The 16,611-nt window shown below is 64.5% G+C and carries 10 protein-coding genes and 2 pseudogenes; 3 read left to right on the forward strand and 9 right to left on the reverse strand.

What is annotated here, in order from left to right; all coding sequences use genetic code 11:
* Positions 1-198: 198 nt before the first annotated feature.
* The 3 genes from uxaC to HF680_RS08930 are packed head-to-tail and all read left to right on the forward strand — an operon-like array spanning position 199 to position 4,584.
* A complete protein-coding gene (uxaC, locus tag HF680_RS08920) occupies positions 199-1,614 on the forward strand; it encodes a glucuronate isomerase (protein WP_185224798.1) in 1,416 nt (471 codons plus the stop codon).
* Entirely contained in the window at positions 1,611-3,080 is a 1,470-nt protein-coding gene (locus tag HF680_RS08925) for a mannitol dehydrogenase family protein (protein ID WP_045811458.1), read from the forward strand. Before uxaC ends, HF680_RS08925 begins: the two co-directional genes overlap by 4 nt.
* A 4-nt stretch (positions 3,081-3,084) precedes the next feature.
* Complete coding sequence (locus HF680_RS08930) at positions 3,085-4,584, forward strand: UxaA family hydrolase (RefSeq protein ID WP_045811459.1); 1,500 nt, start codon at positions 3,085-3,087, stop codon at positions 4,582-4,584.
* A 117-nt stretch (positions 4,585-4,701) separates the two neighbouring features.
* Here HF680_RS08930 and HF680_RS08935 read toward each other — a convergent pair.
* The 9 genes and pseudogenes from HF680_RS08935 to rhmD form a co-directional block, all read right to left on the reverse strand.
* A pseudogene (locus HF680_RS08935) lies at positions 4,702-6,858 on the reverse strand (TonB-dependent receptor); the annotation flags it as partial.
* A gap of 12 nt (positions 6,859-6,870) precedes the next feature.
* Positions 6,871-7,458 (reverse strand): TonB-dependent receptor plug domain-containing protein, encoded by a 588-nt coding sequence (locus HF680_RS08940; protein ID WP_156146816.1) that lies wholly within the window; start codon positions 7,456-7,458, stop codon positions 6,871-6,873.
* Positions 7,459-7,664: 206 nt separating this feature from the next.
* Positions 7,665-9,116 carry an oligogalacturonate lyase family protein gene (locus HF680_RS08945; RefSeq protein ID WP_185224800.1) on the reverse strand — a complete coding sequence of 484 codons (1,452 nt, stop codon included), beginning with the start codon at positions 9,114-9,116 and terminating at the stop codon, positions 7,665-7,667.
* Positions 9,117-9,143: 27 nt separating this feature from the next.
* Positions 9,144-11,426, reverse strand: coding sequence for a hypothetical protein (locus HF680_RS08950; protein ID WP_235968897.1), 2,283 nt, complete (start codon positions 11,424-11,426; stop codon positions 9,144-9,146).
* On the reverse strand, positions 11,426-12,691 hold the full coding sequence (locus HF680_RS08955) for an MFS transporter (protein ID WP_185224801.1): 1,266 nt from the start codon (positions 12,689-12,691) through the stop codon (positions 11,426-11,428). Before HF680_RS08955 ends, HF680_RS08950 begins: the two co-directional genes overlap by 1 nt.
* A gap of 59 nt (positions 12,692-12,750) precedes the next feature.
* Positions 12,751-13,653 (reverse strand): amidohydrolase family protein, encoded by a 903-nt coding sequence (locus HF680_RS08960; protein ID WP_185224802.1) that lies wholly within the window; start codon positions 13,651-13,653, stop codon positions 12,751-12,753.
* A 9-nt stretch (positions 13,654-13,662) separates the two neighbouring features.
* Entirely contained in the window at positions 13,663-14,415 is a 753-nt protein-coding gene (locus HF680_RS08965; protein WP_185224803.1) for an SDR family NAD(P)-dependent oxidoreductase, read from the reverse strand.
* Positions 14,412-15,260 carry a fumarylacetoacetate hydrolase family protein gene (locus tag HF680_RS08970; RefSeq protein WP_185224804.1) on the reverse strand — a complete coding sequence of 283 codons (849 nt, stop codon included), beginning with the start codon at positions 15,258-15,260 and terminating at the stop codon, positions 14,412-14,414. The genes HF680_RS08965 and HF680_RS08970 overlap by 4 nt, the downstream gene beginning before the upstream one ends.
* Positions 15,261-15,281: 21 nt before the next feature.
* Positions 15,282-16,475 (reverse strand): annotated as a pseudogene (gene rhmD / locus HF680_RS08975) (L-rhamnonate dehydratase).
* Positions 16,476-16,611: the final 136 nt, after the last annotated feature.

The following is a 16,611-nucleotide window of genomic DNA, read 5'->3' on the forward strand; positions in this document are numbered from 1 at the left end:
GAGCGGCCCTTATGTCCAGCCTCGCGCCCGGACGCAAGGCGCCAGCGCAGGCTTGCGAAAAATCCGACGTACGACGCCCAATAACAAGCTGAGGCTCGATGAAGGTAACCGGTGTCTTTTTGCGGCGCATGTTGTAGGTTTGTTGGATCAAGATCGAGAGGCGAACCAAGCCTCCGCCACGAGGCCATGAGGAACGCTATGGTTCATCCGCTCAAACTGAACCCCGATCGCCTGTTTCCGGCGGAAGCCGACACCCGGGCGATCGCGCGTCGTCTGTATGGTGAGATCAAGGGGCTGCCGATCATCAGCCCGCATGGTCATACGGACCCGAGCTGGTTTGCGTTGAATGAACCCTTCGCCAATCCGGCCGAACTTCTGATCACGCCCGACCACTACGTCTTCCGCATGCTGCACTCGCAGGGCATGGCGATGGAGGATCTGGGCGTGCCGCGCGCCGATGGCGGGCCGGTCGAGACCGATCCGCGCAAGATCTGGCGGCGCTTCGCCGAGAACTATCACCTGTTCCGAGGGACGCCTTCGCGGATGTGGCACGACTGGGTCTATGCCGAGGCCTTCGGCATCGACGTGCGGCTGTCGGCCGAGACGGCGGATCACTATTACGACGTGATCGATGCGGCCCTGAAGACCGACGCCTTCAGGCCGCGCGCCCTGTTCGACCGCTACAATATCGAAGTCCTGACCACGACCGAGAGCCCGCTGGACACGCTGGAGCATCACAGGACCATTGCGGCCTCGGGCTGGAAGGGAAGGGTGCTGACCGCCTATCGCCCGGATCCGGTTCTGGATCCCGGCTATGAGGGCTTCCGCGACAATCTGAAAATCCTGGCCGAGCAGACCGGCCGCGATACGCTGAACTGGGACGGATACCTGCAGGCCCTGCGCGATCGCCGGGCCTTCTTCATCGAAATGGGCGCCACCTCGACCGATCACGGCCATCCGACCGCCTTTACCGCCGATCTGCCCAAGGCCGAAGCCGAGGCCCTGTTCCGGCGTGTCTCGACCGCCGCCGCCAGCGCCGCCGACGCCGAACTGTTCCGCGGCCAGATGCTGACCGAAATGGCCGCCATGTCGGTCGAGGATGGTCTGGTGATGCAGCTTCACCCCGGCAGCTTCCGCAACCATTCCGCCACCGTCTTCAACCGCTTCGGCCGTGACAAGGGCTGCGATATCCCGACCCCGACCGATTACGTCCGGGCGCTGAAGCCGTTGCTGGATCGGTTCGGCTCGGACAGCCGTCTGTCTTTGATCCTGTTCACCTTGGACGAGACCACATATAGCCGCGAACTTGCGCCGCTCGCCGGCCACTATCCGGCGCTGAAGTTGGGGCCCAGCTGGTGGTTCCACGACAGCCCCGAGGGGATGCGTCGCTTCCGCGAACAGGTCACCGAAACGGCCGGCTTCTACAATACGGTCGGCTTCAACGACGACACCCGCGCCTTCCTGTCCATTCCCGCGCGTCACGACGTGGCGCGGCGCATGGATTGCGGCTTCCTGGCCAAGCTGGTGGTCGAGCACCGGATGGAGGAGGACGAGGCGCACGAATTGGCCCACGCCCTGACCTATGGCCTGGTCAAGGCGGCGTACAAGCTGTGAGCAGACTGAATCCAGCCGCCCTGAAGGGACTGCCCGCCGACGTCGCCGTCCCCGGCTACGACCGCGACGAAGTGAAGACCGGTGTCGTCCATCTGGGCATCGGCGCCTTCCACCGCGCCCACCAGGCGGTCGTGTTCGACGATGCGATCAGGCGAGGCGATCCGCGCTGGGGCGTGCTGGGCGCCTCGCTGCGATCGCCCGGCGTGCGCGATCAGCTGAACCCGCAGGACGGGTTGTACACCCTGGTCGTGCGTGACGGATCGGACGAGCATCTGCGGGTGATCGGCGCCTGCGCCGGCGTGATGGTCGGGCCGGATGATCCCGCCGCTCTGGTCGCCGCCATGGCCGACGCCGATGTCCATATCGTCACCCTGACCGTGACGGAAAAGGGCTATCGCCTCGATCCGGCGACCGGCGACCTGCTTTTGAGCGACGCTGATGTCGCGGCCGATCTGGTTGATATCGCCGCGCCCCGTACCGCGCCTGGATTCATCGTCGCGGCGTTGCAGGCGCGAAGGGCGGCGGGGCGGAAGCCCTTCACCGTCATCAGTTGCGACAACCTTCCCCACAACGGCAAGCGTATCCTTGCCGGGGTCATCGCCATGGCGCGCCGGATCGATCCGTCGCTGGCGGACTGGATCGAGGCCGAGGGTGCCTTCCCCCAGACGATGATCGATCGAATTGTCCCGGCGACCACCTCCGACGACATCGTCCGCCTGACCGCGCGTCTCGGAGTCGAGGACCGGGGCATGGTCAAGGCCGAACCCTTCACCCAGTGGGTGATCGAGGACTGGTTCGCCGGCGAGCGGCCAGACTTCGCCGCCCTCGGCGTGCAACTGACCGACGCGGTCGAACCGTGGGAGGACGCCAAGCTGCGCCTGCTGAACGGCGCACACTCGGCCATCGCCTATCTGGGCGCTTTGTCGGGTTATGAGCATGTCCACGAAGTCGTGGCCGTTCCCGGCTTCCGCGCCTATGTCGAGGCTCTGTGGGACGAGGCCGAAACCACGCTGAATCCGCCGCCGGGTCTGGACATCCCCGCCTATCGCGAGGCGCTGATGGCCCGATTCTCCAATGCGGCCCTGATGCACCGCACGCGCCAGATCGCCATGGACGGCTCGCAGAAACTGCCTCAGCGCCTGCTGGCAGGCGCCGCCGAACGTTTGGCGGCCGGGCAGGACATTCCGGCCATGGCCTTGGGCGTCGCCGCCTGGATGAAGTGGCAGTCGGGCGTAACCGAAACAGGTGAGCAGGTCGTCGTCGACGATCCTCTGGCGGCCAAGACCTCCGAACTGTTGGCCGGCGCCGACACTGATCAGTCGCGCGTTTCGGCCTTGCTGAGCCTGTCGGCCGTCTTCCCGCCCGCGTTGGCCGCTGACGACCGGTTCGCCGCAGCGGTCACGTCAGCCTATCTGTCGCTCAGCCGGAACGGCGCCGTCGAGGCCGCGCGTCTGGTCGCGGAGTGAATCCATGTCTCGCGTCCTGATCCTGAACCCCGCCGACGACGTCGCCATCGCCTTGGACGACATCGCCAGCGGCGATACGCCCGATGGTCTGAACGCGCCGGCGTGCGCCGACATCCCCACCGGCCACAAGATCGCCCGTCATGCGGTGGATAAGGGCGGTCTAATCCGGCGCTACGGTCAGGTGATTGGGCGCGCGAAGGTCGCCATCGCGGCCGGCGATCACGTCCACGTTCATAATCTGGCCATGGCCGAGGATGGGCGTGAAGCCGAGGTCGGGGCCGACTTGCGTCCGCCGGCGCCGTTGTCTGGCGCGACGTTCAACGGCATCGTTCGCCCGGACGGCCGCGTCGGCACACGCAACTATATCGGCGTCCTGACCAGCGTGAACTGTTCAGCCACCGTGGCGCGCCGCATCGCCGACGCCTTCCCGGACTCCAGCCTGCCTGCGGGCGTCGATGGCGTGGTCGCATTCACCCATCAGGGAGGTTGCGGCGGCTCGTCGCTGAGCAGCGACGTGACGCTGCTGCAGCGGACTTTAGCGGGCTATGCAAAGCATCCGAACTTCCACTCCATCCTGATCGTGGGTCTGGGTTGCGAAGCCAATCAGATTCCCGCCTGGCTCGCCAATGAAGGCCTTCAATCCGGCCCGCGACTGCGCGCCCTGACGATCCAGGAGGCCGGAGGCACGGCTCGTGCGATCGACGCCGGGATCGAGATCGTTCGCGATCTGCTCGCCGAGGCGGCGCAGGTCCAGCGCCAACCTGCTTCCGCATCTCACCTGACTGTCGGTCTGCAATGCGGGGGTTCGGACGGCTGGTCCGGCGTGACCGCCAATCCGGCGCTTGGGGCGGCTGTCGATGTGCTGGTCGCGCACGGCGGCTCGGCCATGCTGTCGGAAACGCCTGAAATCTGGGGCGCGGAACATCTGCTGCTGCGGCGTGCGGCGTCTCAGGATGTGGCGGATAAGCTGAACGCGCGCCTGGAATGGTGGCGCGACTATGCGGACCGCCATCAGATGGAGCTGAACAACAATCCGTCGCCCGGCAATCTGAAGGGCGGCCTGACGACCATTCTTGAGAAATCGCTAGGTGCGGTGGCCAAGTCCGGTTCGAGCCCGCTGAACGACGTGATCGGATACGCCGAACCGATCCAGGCCAAGGGCCTCAGCTTCATGGACAGCCCCGGTTACGACCCGTGCTCGGCCACGGGCCAGATCGCCTCGGGCGCCAATCTGATCGTCTTCACCACCGGCCGGGGCTCGGTCTTCGGCGCCAAGCCCGCCCCGTCGATCAAGGTCGCCTCCAACGCCAGGCTGGCGAACTGGATGGATGAGGACATGGACATCGACGCCTCGCCCGTCCTGACCGGGACCAGCTTGGCCGAGGTCGGCGAGGTCATCTTCCGCAAAATGCTCGATGTCGCGTCAGGCGAGCCGTCCAAATCCGAGGCCCTCGGCATCGGCGACAACGAGTTCGTGCCCTGGCAGGTGGGAGCGTATTTGTAGAGGCGGCGAGGGATCCGAAAACCTCAATCGTCGCTTTTTGCCTGAGTAAAAAGAAGGCCCGGAGCCGTTCGCTCCGGGCCTTTAGTTTGTCACGCTGGAGGCGTCAGGGAGGGAAGCTCAATACTTCCAGCGCAATCCCACGGCGATCTCTCGGCCGGTGTGACGGTAGTCGGACACGCGGTTGGTCACGTCGACATAACGGTCGGTATAGGCGTCCGTCAGATTGATGCCTTCAAGCGAGAAGGTCAGGTTCGGCGTGAACTCGTAGGACATGGAGGCATCGACATTGGTGGTGTCGTTGACGCCTTCTTCGGAGTTGCCGTTCGCGCCGGGGAAGGACAGCAGATACTGGCTGCGGTGTGCGACCGAGACGCGGGCCTGGAACGGGCCATCCTCATAATACAGGGTCGCGTTGGCGGTGTTCTTCGACTGGCCCGTCAGGCGGTTCTTGCCGGCCGTGCCGTAGCTGACTTCCGAATCAACCCAGGTGACGTTGCCGGTGAAGCCGAAGTTGGACCAAAGGCCAGGCAGGAAGAAGAAGGGTTGCTGATATTGGATTTCGATTCCCTTCAGCGCGCCGCCTTCGCCGTTCAGGCGGCGCGTGACCTGGAAGATGTCGGTCGGGCTTGCAGCCCCCTGAAGCAGTTCGTTGGGCAGGCCCAGCTGGTTGTAGGGGGTGCCGACGGTTTCCGATGTGATGAAGCTGTCGATGTCCTTGTAGAAGACGGCGGCGGCCAAAAGACCCTCATTCTGGAAATACCACTCGACCGAGAAATCGTAGTTGGTGGCGCGGAACGGGTCGAGAAGCGGGTTTCCGTAGGAGACGGTGCGGGTTGTCGGTGAGACGCTGCCGCCCGGGGTCAGATCGCCGAGGGTCGGACGCGACATCACCTTGGCGGCGCCCAGGCGAATCACGACGTCGTCACGCGGCTCCAGCGCCAGATTGAAGGATGGCAAGACGTCCTCGTAGTCGTTATCGGTCGTGACATAGTCATAGGTCGTGACCGGCGGCGTCCCCACGGCGATGGTTTGCCAGCCTTTGGCCGTGACCTCAGTCTGGGCATAGCGGATGCCCGCATTGCCGCGCAGGACCATACCTCCAACAGTCGTATTGAAGTCGGCCTGGAAGAAGACGCCCTTATCCGTTTCGTCGACTTCACGCTCGCTGCGATTAGGGACAAGGGGATCGTCATAGAAGCTGAGGAAGTCAGCAATCTTGGAAATGTCCGGAACGATGAAGCTGAGGTCCGAACCTGCGCCGGCGCTTACACCGTCCCCGATGCTGACGACGCGTCCGATGCTGTCGACCCCGGTAAGCCGATCGGCGCCGGTCGGAGACGTCTTGGTCCGCGTCAGGCCGAAGGTTTCGAACCCATAGGTGCGATACTCGCCGCCGATCTTGAAGGTCAGGGAGTCGGACCAGTCGTAGGCCAAGGAGCCGGCGCCGACCTTATTGTCAAAGTTGCCGCCGGCGTTGCTGCGCGTCGCATTGACCAATGTGAAGCGTTGACCCGAAGTGACGTCAAAACCGTAGTTGATGCGCGGCCGTCGATCATCCTCACGGAAGTCGAAGGTATAGCCGTTTACGCCCGCGGCCTCGAAAGCATAGGCGACATTGAGCGGCGTGCGGGCTTCGGATCGGTTGGCGCCGACCTTCAGATTGCCATGCAAGCGGTCGCTGAAATCGTGGCGGACGTTCAGAGAGGCTTGGTAGAAGTTGCTTTCGTTGCGGGTGAAGCCGTTTTCGGCGCGAACCAGCATGTTGTCGAAGACGCCGTAGGACAGGATGTTCTTGTCGGCGTCGATCGCATAATCGCGCACGACGACGCTGTTGACGTTGGCGCGACTGAACGACCAGGCTTCGATGTTTGGGCTTTCCAGTTCCGAGTTAAAGCGCGACCACAGGACGTCCAGCACCGCCTCGGTGCGGTCGCTCGGCCGCCATTGCAGCGCGCCCGTCATGCCCAGGCGGTCTTCCTGAGTATTGCCCAAGGTGTAGCGCGGGATGCGGGGATAGAAGGCGTTCAGGACGGCGTCACGTTGCGCCGTCGTGGTGCAGGGAATGCAGCCGCCGAAGTTCTGGCCGCGCCCATAGGGATTGCCGGCGGCGTTGACGTTTGACGGGTCGCCCTTTTGCCAACGCGTCGTGTTGAAGCTGCCCAGGATTGGCGACCGCTCGGAATAGGCGATTGACACCAGGGCGCCGAAAGTTCGGTTCTCGTTCGACCAGCTGAGCAGACCCGCGAGCCGCGGCACCGTCTTCTCAGACAGATCATTGTACGAGCCCTAAACAGACAGGGCGGAGTTTAGGCCGCTGCCGCCGAAGTCCAGCGGGCGACCCGTCTGCAGATCGACCGTGGCGCCCAGCGAGCCCTCCTCGATCTCGGCCGATTGCGTCTTGCGAACCTTGATGCTGTTGAACAATTCGGACGCGAACATCGAGAAGTCGAAGCTGCGGTTGCGGTTGCCGCCAGACGCAGCCTGGGCTTCCAGGCCGTTGATCCGGGTGCGGGTGAAGTCGGAACCCAAACCACGCACCGAGATGGTGGTGCCCTGGCCGTTGACGCGGTCGATGGTCACGCCGGGCAGGCGCTGGATCGCTTCGGCCAGGTTCTGATCGGGGAAGTCGGCCATGTCTTCAGCCAGGATGGCGTCCACCGCTCCGGCTTCGCGGCGCTTGATGTTCAGCGCCTGTTGCAGACTGGACCGGAAGCCGGTGACGACGATTTCATCGACCACGGTTGCATCTTGGGCGGCGTCTTGCGTGACGGGTTCTGAGGCAGGAACCGCTTGAGCCGCAGCCGCCGACGCACCCATCAGGGCCGCCAAGGATACGCCAACCGCGCACAGAGTCCGGGTGTTGATCCGTCGCATTCGTTCTCTCCCCATCCCGGCGTCCATCTGGCACCGGTGTCATTTTGTGGCATGCTGTCGCGTATATTCGGATTGGCGACGTGTCGCTTATTGCAACAGCTTCCCGCATTTTGCAACAAGGTGATGTTGGGACGAGAGATTCCGCTGAGTACGTCGATAAGTCCTCGACATCTCAGGCTTTAGGGTCCGAGCGATTGGCGGTGTTTCTAAGCGCCACGGTCGATCTCAACAGCATAGACGTGGTTGGCGCCATGCATGTTCGACACGAAGACGATCCATTTTGCGTCCGGCGTGAAAGTCAGATTCGGCTCAAGCCGGTAGTCGTGGTTGGACAGATCCACGAGCCGCTCGGAGCGCAGATATTCGACGAAGATCTGGTTGTCCTTGTCGCTGGACGGATCTTCATCGACGATCGGTTCGGGGCGCAGCAGGACGAGCCATTTACCGTCGGGCGCATGAGCGACCATGTCGCCGTCGCCGCCGTCGCCAGCGAACAGACGGCCGTCCGGCGAGACGTTGTAATGGACCGACCAGTCATTCTGCTCGACCCGACGATAGACCCGGCGGCCCGTCTCCAGATCGACCGAGGCGACCCAGAAGACCTGGCCGCGCGGGGTTTGCAGGTCATAGAGCACCTGTTTGCCGTCCGGGCTGAACCATTCGTGGCCGAAGATCTCGAAGTTCATCGTCCGCTGATGGGTCTTTCTCAGGCCCGTGCCATCTGCGCGGATAGCCCACATTCGATCCACGCGGTGCCAAGGCCCTTCATGGCAAAAGATGATCTGCTGGGGGTCGGTGGGCGAGAACTGCGTGTGGCCGATCCATTCGTTGGTCTTGTGGATCACGCGTCGCTCGCCCGTCGTCAGGTCGATGACGAAGATTTCCATCGGATAGCGCGCGGCCCAGCGTTGAAGCATCCGCACGCCCTTGGCGCGGGCGAAGTTCAGCGGCTTTCCGTCCGGCCCATCAGCTTCGTATTCGGCCTGATCGAAGCGGCGGTTGCGCGGATCGGGCACGGTCGGCTGGAGCGGTTGGCTGTCATAGGCCACGAAGCCCAGGAGCAGGCTCTCATCGGCATTGACCGAATTGATCTGACCGTTCGGTATCCGGCCGATCTCGCGACGCTGCTTGGTGTCGACGTCGATGACGAACAGGGTCTTGGCGCGGTCCATCAACTGGCCTTCGCCAGGCGCGGTCACCGAATAATAGACGTTGCGCCCCTTGCGGCCCGTGAACATCAGGTCGGCGTCATGGTCGGGGATCAGAACATCGACGGCCCAGGTCGCCAGATTGACGGTCGAGATGCCCTGAGGCGTCGAGATGACCATTAGGTCGGGCGCCCCAACCTTCTTGGGCAAGAACATGTTCTTGTAGAAATAGGGCTTTCCGCCCCCGCCATCGGGCGAGACGCGGCGGATGCGATGGCCGGTCTTGGGATCGATCCACTCGGTCGGCACGGGGCCGTTCCAGTGCGCCCGCTCGATCGGCGTCTCTTGAGTCGAGGGCGGGGCTGTGTTGGGCGCGGGCCAGACGGGGGTCTGTCCCAACGTTGGCGGGATGGCCGGCGTAGCCTGCGCCTGAGCGGTCGTCGTGGCGAAGGCCCCTGCGGCGGGGGCGCTGAGCAGGGCCTTCAGGGCGGTGCGTCTCGAGGTCGTCATTGGGGCGGTCCTCTCGGGTTGTCTGGATTAGGGCGCGGGCGTCAGGCCTTCGACGCGAACGGTCCAGCCTTCCTTTGGGAAGCCGGGCGCGTGGCCGCTGGACCCGTCCCAACCCGCCGCCATCAGACCGACGGCCATAAGCAGGGATCCGTTGGACGGGAAATAGGTCTCGGCTGCGCGGCGATAGCCGGGACCGTCGGGATTGACCGCCATCGTCACGCCGCCGGCGCCGGCCGAAACGGGCACCAGTTCGTCGGCGTGTTCGTCCAGGTGAACGCGAGGCGTCATGCCGGTAACGCCCCACTGATTGTTCTTCAGGTCGGCGAACAGCCAGTTCACCGCCTTGTCCGGTTCGCCAAGGCGAGCCGCCGTCATCGCCATCATCGGGAAGTCCCAACCCCAGGTCTGGCGGACGTCCCAGTTCTGCTCCACCGCTTCAAACGTGCGGCGCATGGTGGCGGGATCGATCCGCGCGCCCGGAATGAAGCCATAGGCCATCAGGAAGGAGGGATGGTCGCGATTCTTGCACTGAGCCGCCGCCGCGTGTCGGCGACAGGCGTCGGACATGGCCGTCTCCCAGAAGTCCGGCACGCTCTCGACAGGCAGATACAGGTCGTCCCTCATTGGCGGCGGCGCGATCTTGGCCAAGGCCTGATCCCAGTCGATGCGGCGGGCCTGACCCTTGCGTTCGCGCCACTGTTGGGCGGTTTCCAGGGCCCAGCGGAAATATTCGACCTCGAAGGTCGGGTTCGCCGTAGTCAGGGGATCGTAGTTCTCCTGGGCCGGGATCATCGGCGTGCCCAGGTTCAGGCGGCCGTCGTGTTCGATGGGCCAGGAGGCCAACGGGTCGGCGGTGGCCTCGACCACCTCGCCGTATCGATCCAGCACGGCCGGGTCCTTCTCGGCGCGCCAGACCAGTTCGGCCAAAAGGATCGGATGCGGCTGTTGCCACATGATGAAGGGCGAGACGAGGCTGGGGCTGTTGCGGCCCTCGGGTCCGACCATCTTGGGCCACCAGGCGCCCTTGACGTGGTGACGGGCGGCCTCGGCGCGCGCGTTGTCCAGATTGCCGACGTACCAAGGCAGGCTGCGTTCAAGCATGTCGGGGTGGCCCCACATGGCCTGCCAGCCAGCGTGCCAGGGGTGCATTTCGAGGTGGAACTTGCCGTACCAGCTGTTGGAGAACAGGCCTTCTTCTTGCGGCGGCAGTTCGCCGGCGCCGTTCACCGCTGACAGGTACTGCGACAGGACGACGCGACGTTCGAGTTCTGCCGCTCGCGGATCGGTAGAGCCCGTAAAATCAACGGCGCCGCCCTGGGTCCAGAAACTGTTCCAGTGTCCAGTCGTTGCCTGGACGCTGGCGGAGTAAGCAGGCGTCTTCTCAACGGGCTCTTGCTGATCGAAGCGGACCATGACGGTCAGCCGGTCGCGACCAGCAGCGGCCACGCGGAAGGCGTCGGGGCCGCTTTGTTCGATCTTACCGGATGCGGTAATGCCGGAATAATAGGTGGTGTCGTCCAGGATGCGGCGAATGTGGACGTCGCCTGTGTCGGAGGCGACGATATTCAGGCTCTGGTCGCCATCGCTCTGGAACATCGTCGGGTCGGGATTGATGGCGGGGTTCACGCCCGGATAGCGGACCTGGACGCCGAGGCCCTGAGATGAAACGAGAGATGAGGCGATCTCGACCATCAGCATATCCACGGTCGGGTGGACGCGGGTCACGATCTCGACCGACTGGCCGTCGTAGGTGAAGCGGCTGGTCAGGGCGCCGGACCACAAGTCCAGCGTCTGGCGTGTGTCAGCGATCTTGGCGAAGTCCAGCGCCTTGCCGTCGGCGAAGCTCAGGCCGATGCGACTCAGCGAGAACCGATGCGGATTGGCCCGCAGCCAGGTGTAGGCGGGCTGGGTCTCGGTGACGGTCCACGATTTCATCCAGGCATAGGGCTGTTCGCCCCGGCCCGGCACGTGAACATCGATCAGGCCGTCCTGTTCAGTATAGCCGTGCGGGTTAGGAAAGCTGTGCCAGGCCCATTGGGCCATGGTCAGCAGGGGCGCCAATTCCGAATACTGTTCCGGGAAGGTTTGAAGCCCGGTAATGTCGGCGGTGAAGCCTAGGTCGCCGTTGCCCAGCATGATCGGGGCATGGCGGTCGATGGCGGTCAGGGTCACGTTGTGGTGCGTGACCAAGGCGTGGCGGTCGATCGGCGCGGCGGGCGCCACGGCGGCGGTGGGCGCGACCGTTTGGGCGCAAGCGGTCGTGGAAACGGCCAAGAGCGTGAAGCCGAGGAGGGCGGTGCGAAGACGCATCACTTCGCCTCCGCCTTCCGCCCCAGTCCCGCACCTTTCCAGCCGTACCAGGCGACGACGGCGAAGCAGGCGGCAGGCAGGAAGAAGGCGACATTGGCGCCGTACAGATCGGCGATCCGGCCCATCGGCCAAGGCAGCAGAACCCCCCCGCCAATGGCCATGACCATGAGGGACGAGGCCTTCTTGGTGCCGGCGCCCAGGCCGGCGGTGCCCAGGGCGAAGATGGTCGCGAACATGGTGGACATGAAGAAGAAGACGGCCAGCAGGGCGATGGGCGAGACCTTGTCGATACCGGCGGCGACAATCAGCGTCAGCATGACATTGATGATGCCATAGGTCGTCAGAAGCACGCGTGGCTTGATCTTCAACAGCAGGGCGGTGGCGAAGAAACGGCCCACCAGATAGCCGATGGCCGCCAGCGACAGCATGAAGGCGCCCTGCTGCGAGGTCAGGCCCTCCCAGTTGTGCGTCACCAGATTGATGAAATAGGCGCCGATGCCGACCTGGGCGCCGATGTAGAGGGCCTGGGTGATCACGCCGGCGACGAAGTGAGGCTGTTTGGACAGGGGCAGGGCGGGGGCGTCGCCTTCCACCGCGCCGCCGTGGTCGGACAGGCCGGTCTCCGGCAGACGGGCGCGCCAGACGGCGAGGGCGAACAGGACCACGCCGACGGCGATCAGTCCATAGACGATCTGGATCGAACGGGTCGCGCCGCCCAGGGCTTCTGTCGTCGTCGGGCTGAAAAAGACCGCGCCGCCGATCAGGGGGCCGAAGAAGACGCCCAGGGCGTTGAACGACTGGGCCAGGTTCAGCCGCTGTGAGGCCTTGGCCGGATCGCCCAGGACATTGACGTAGGTGTCGGCGCTGGTCTCCAGGATGCACAGACCGGCGGCAAGAACGAACATCGATCCGACGAAGGGCAGGAAGGCGCCTGCGCCCGCCGCCGGGATAAACAGCAAGGTGCCGATGGCGGTGACCGCCAGGCCCGACACGATGCCGAACTTGTATCCCCGCGCATGCAGCAGCATGCCCGCCGGAATTGACAGCAGCAGATAGGCTCCGAAATAGGCGATCTGCAGCCAGGCGCTGTCGGCCTGGCTGATGCTCAGCGTCTCCTGGAAATGCTTGTTCAGCACGTCCAGCAGGCCGTAGGCCAGGCCCCAGATCAGGAAGCAGGCGATGGCGAAGGCCAGCGGGCCCTTCAACGACCCGGCGGGCTGCGCCAAGCCTCCGGGAGTGTGGGCGGCGTCGGTCTCGATGACCATGGGGTATTCTCCTGGTGTTCCTCGGGCCTCGCCGTCTTGATGCGACTTAGGCGGATGGGTCAGATACGGTAGATCGCCTCGGCGTTGGCGGCGAACAGGCGGTCGCGTTCGTCGACCGAGAAGTCGGTCGTGATCGCGTCGAAGGCGGAATAGAAGGCGTGGAAGGTGCCGTGGACGCTCTCGACCGGGAAGTCGGAGGCGAACATGGCGCGCTCGGTTCCAAAGGCCTCAATGCACGGCAGAACGATGGGGCGTATGCTGTCGGGCGTCCAGGCGCGGTCGGTGATGCCCAGGCCCGAGATCTTGATCGAGACCTGAGGCTGGGCGGCCAGCAAGCGCAGACCGGTTCGCCAGCGCTCCATCCCTGCCGCGTCCCGGTCGGTCGGCAGGCCGGCGTGGTTGACGATGATCGGGATGTCGGGATGGCGCGCGGCGATGATGGCGGCGGTCGCCATCTGTGCCGGATAGAGCTGGAGGTCGAACGACAGACCGTGGCGCGCCAGCTTGGCGAAGCCCTCGACCCATTTCGGATCACGCAACAGATCGCGGATCGTGTAGGTCTTCAGCGGGTCTTCATGCCAGCAGACGATCTGGCGCACGCCGCGTACGTTCGGCCTGGCGGCGTGGGCCTCCAGCAGGGCGTCCAGGTCGGGATCCAGCATATCGGCGCCGGCGACGATGGCGTGCGGATAACCACTGTTATCGGCAAGCGACTGAAGCCAGTCGGTTTCGGCCAGTTGTTGACCGACGGGCTGACCGGCCTCGACATGGACGATCTTGTCCACGCGCCAGTCGGCCGTGTCCGTCAGGTAGTCCTCCAGCAGATAGTTTGCGTTGGCGATGGGCGACATATCTCCCGCCGGATTGTTCGGCAGGGGATCGTCCTGAAGCCAGCCATAGCGCGCACGCGATAGGTCCCACAGGTGGACGTGGCTGTCGACAATGCGAAGGTCCGAAGCCACGCGTGCGTCCTAATAGGTCGTTCTGCCGCCCGACGTGTCGAACGTCGAGGCGGTGGTGAAGCTGCATTCTTCGGAGGCCATGAAGCAGACCATGGCGGCGCTCTCCTCGACTTCGCCCAGGCGGCCCATGGGGATCTTGGAGCGCATGTAGTCAACCTGGCTCCGGGGCAGTTGCTCCAGGATCGGGCTGTCGAAGATGGCGGGGGTCAGGCTGTTGGCGATGACGCCCTTGCCGGCCAATTCCTTGCCCAGTGATTTGGTGAAGCCGATGACGCCGGCCTTGGAGGCGGAATAGGCGCTTGCGTTCGGATTGCCCTCCTTGCCCGCGACCGAGGCCACGTTGACGATGCGGCCATAGCCGCCCTCCAGCATGTAGGGCACGACGGCGCGACAGCAGTAGAAGACGCCGTTCAGATTGATGTCGACGACCCTCTTCCAACTATCGATCGGAAACTCCTGCACCGGGACGGTGGCGCCGGTGATGCCGGCCGAGGCGACCAGGATGTCGATGCGGCCGTCCAGCGCCTGGGCCGAGGCCTCGGCCGCAGCAGCGACGGCGTCGGGGTCGGCGACGTCCAGGGCCATCACATGGGCGGCCCCGACCTCGGCGGCCGCGGCCGTCAGCGCCTCGGCGTTGAGGTCCCACAGCACGACCTTGCCGCCCTCGGCGACGATGCGGGCGGCGGCGGCCTTACCCAGACCCGACGCGCCGCCGGTGACGACGGCGGTGCGGCCCGAAAAGCGGCCCTGATAGGCGCTCATTGCGTCCACTCCACGAAGGTCTGACCCTGTTCGCCCAGCTTCTGGATGCCCAGACGGACCGTGTCGCCCGGTTTGAGATAGAGGGGCGGCTTCTGGCCAAGACCCACACCGGGCGGGGTGCCGGTGGTGATCAGGTCGCCCGGCTCCAGCGTCATGAACTCGGACAGATAGGAGACGATTTCGGCGACCCCGAAGATCATGGTCCGGGTGTTCCCGGTCTGCATCCGCTTGCCGTTCAGATCCAGCCACATGTCCAGGTTCTGCACGTCGCCGACCTCGTCGGTGGTGACGATCCAGGGGCCGACGGGGCCGAAGGTGTCGCAGCCCTTGCCCTTGTCCCAAGTGCCGCCCCGCTCGGTCTGATAGGCGCGCTCGGACACGTCGTTGATCAGCACGTAGCCGGCGACGTGATCCAGGGCCTCGGCCTTGGAGACGTAAGAGGCGGGCTTGCCGATGACGATGCCCAGCTCGACCTCCCAGTCGGTCTTTTCCGAGCCGCGCGGGATGACCACGTCGTCGTTCGGTCCGTTCAGACAGGTGATGGCCTTGGTGAACAGAACCGGCTCGGCCGGGATCGGCAGGTTCGATTCCGCCGCGTGGTCGGCGAAGTTCAGGCCGATGGCGATGAACTTGCGGCTGCCCTTGACCGGCACGCCGTAGCGGGGCTGGCCCTCGACCAAAGGGAGGGTGGTCGGGTCGACGGCCTTCAGCGCGTCGAGCGCCGGGCCATGCAGTTGGTCCGGCGTAATGTCGGCGATAACGCCCGACAGATCGCGGATGCGGCCCTCGGCGTCCAGCGTGCCCGGCTTTTCCTGGCCCTTGGGGCCGTAACGCAGCAGTTTCATGGTGGAGGAAGGGCTTTCGTCTTAACGCGCGTAGGGGCGATGCAGGGCGATGTCGCGGTTCAGCTCGACGCCGAAGCCGGGCGTATCTGGAACCTTCAGGCGGCCGTTTACGGGGACAGGTTCGCCGATCAGTTGCGGATGGAACATCGGCACGACCTCGTCGGCGCCGGGGGCCATCATCAGGAATTCGGCGAACGGGCTGTTATGGCGCGTCACCACGAAGTGGTAGGAATAGACCGACGAGCCGTGAGGGATCATCAGCACGCCCTTCGCGTCCGCCAAGGCCGAAATCTTCTGCAGTTCGGTGACGCCGCCGCACCAGCCCACGTCCGGCTGGATGATGTCGCAGCATTCCATTTCCAGCAGCATGCGGAAGCCCCAGCGGGTGGCCTCATGCTCGCCGGTCGTGACCAGCATCCCCTTGGGGGCGTTCTTCTTCAGCGCCTCATAGCCCCAGTAGTCGTCGGGGCTGAGCGCCTCCTCGATCCATTTCAGACCCAGTTCGTGGGCTTCGTGGGCCAGCCGCGTGGCGTAGTTGAGGTCCAGCGCCATCCAGCAGTCGAACATCAGCCAGAAGTCGTCGCCGCAGGCGTTCCGCATGGCTTCAAGTTCAGCGATGTTCTTGTGCAGGCCTTCTTCGCCCTCGGCCGGGCCGTGGTGCAGCGGCATCTTGCCGCCGATGAAGCCCAGTTCCTTGGCTTTGTCGGGCCGCGCGCCTGTGGCGTAGAAGGTCAGCTCGTCTCGCACCGCCCCGCCCAGCATGGCGAAGACCGGCTCCTGACGCAGACGACCGAGCAGGTCCCACAGCGCCAGATCGACGCCGGAAATGGCGTTCACGACCAACCCCTTGCGGCCTTAGTACTGTGTCGAGAAATACATCTGGTCCCAGATCTTCTCGACCTCGGACGGGTCGCGACCTTCCAGGAAGCGGGCCAGGTGTTTCTCGACGATATAGGCCGCCGGTTCGCCGCCGGTCGTGACCGCAAATCCGACCACGCCGTTCTCGGCTTCGATCTCGACGACCAAAGTGCCCAAGACGTTGATGCCGAAACTTCGGCGGCTCTGGCGGTATTCAGGATATTTCGCCATCGGCGTGGCGATGTGATCGTCGATCCAGTGGCCGTCGCCCTGATCGTGGTAGTCGGCGCCGCCCCCGGTTCCGTCGTTTTTCACGACAAAGGCGCGAACGTGTTTGATGCGAGGCGGTCGGATCATCGCACAATCACTGAAAAATAGTGAGCGGCTCCCATAATGCGGGATTTCACTGGCTTTCCCCTTTGCGTCACGTCAATGTCCCCTCTGTAGCCCCATACGACTTGCGCGTTTTGCTACATTCTGAGAATGAGGATTA

It is taken from the genome of Brevundimonas huaxiensis, from assembly GCF_014218725.1.
In the GTDB taxonomy this organism is placed as follows: Bacteria; Pseudomonadota; Alphaproteobacteria; order Caulobacterales; family Caulobacteraceae; genus Brevundimonas; species Brevundimonas huaxiensis.

Excerpts from the sequence above, each read along its gene's own strand:
- uxaC (WP_185224798.1), top strand. The coding sequence starts at position 199 with ATGGTTCATCCGCTCAAACTGAACCCCGATCGCCTGTTTCCGGCGGAA.
- HF680_RS08930 (WP_045811459.1), top strand. The coding sequence starts at position 3,085 with ATGTCTCGCGTCCTGATCCTGAACCCCGCCGACGACGTCGCCATCGCC.
- HF680_RS08940 (WP_156146816.1), bottom strand. The coding sequence starts at position 7,458 with ATGCGACGGATCAACACCCGGACTCTGTGCGCGGTTGGCGTATCCTTG.
- HF680_RS08945 (WP_185224800.1), bottom strand. The coding sequence starts at position 9,116 with ATGACGACCTCGAGACGCACCGCCCTGAAGGCCCTGCTCAGCGCCCCC.
- HF680_RS08950 (WP_235968897.1), bottom strand. The coding sequence starts at position 11,426 with ATGCGTCTTCGCACCGCCCTCCTCGGCTTCACGCTCTTGGCCGTTTCC.
- HF680_RS08955 (WP_185224801.1), bottom strand. The coding sequence starts at position 12,691 with ATGGTCATCGAGACCGACGCCGCCCACACTCCCGGAGGCTTGGCGCAG.
- HF680_RS08965 (WP_185224803.1), bottom strand. The coding sequence starts at position 14,415 with ATGAGCGCCTATCAGGGCCGCTTTTCGGGCCGCACCGCCGTCGTCACC.
- HF680_RS08970 (WP_185224804.1), bottom strand. The coding sequence starts at position 15,260 with ATGAAACTGCTGCGTTACGGCCCCAAGGGCCAGGAAAAGCCGGGCACG.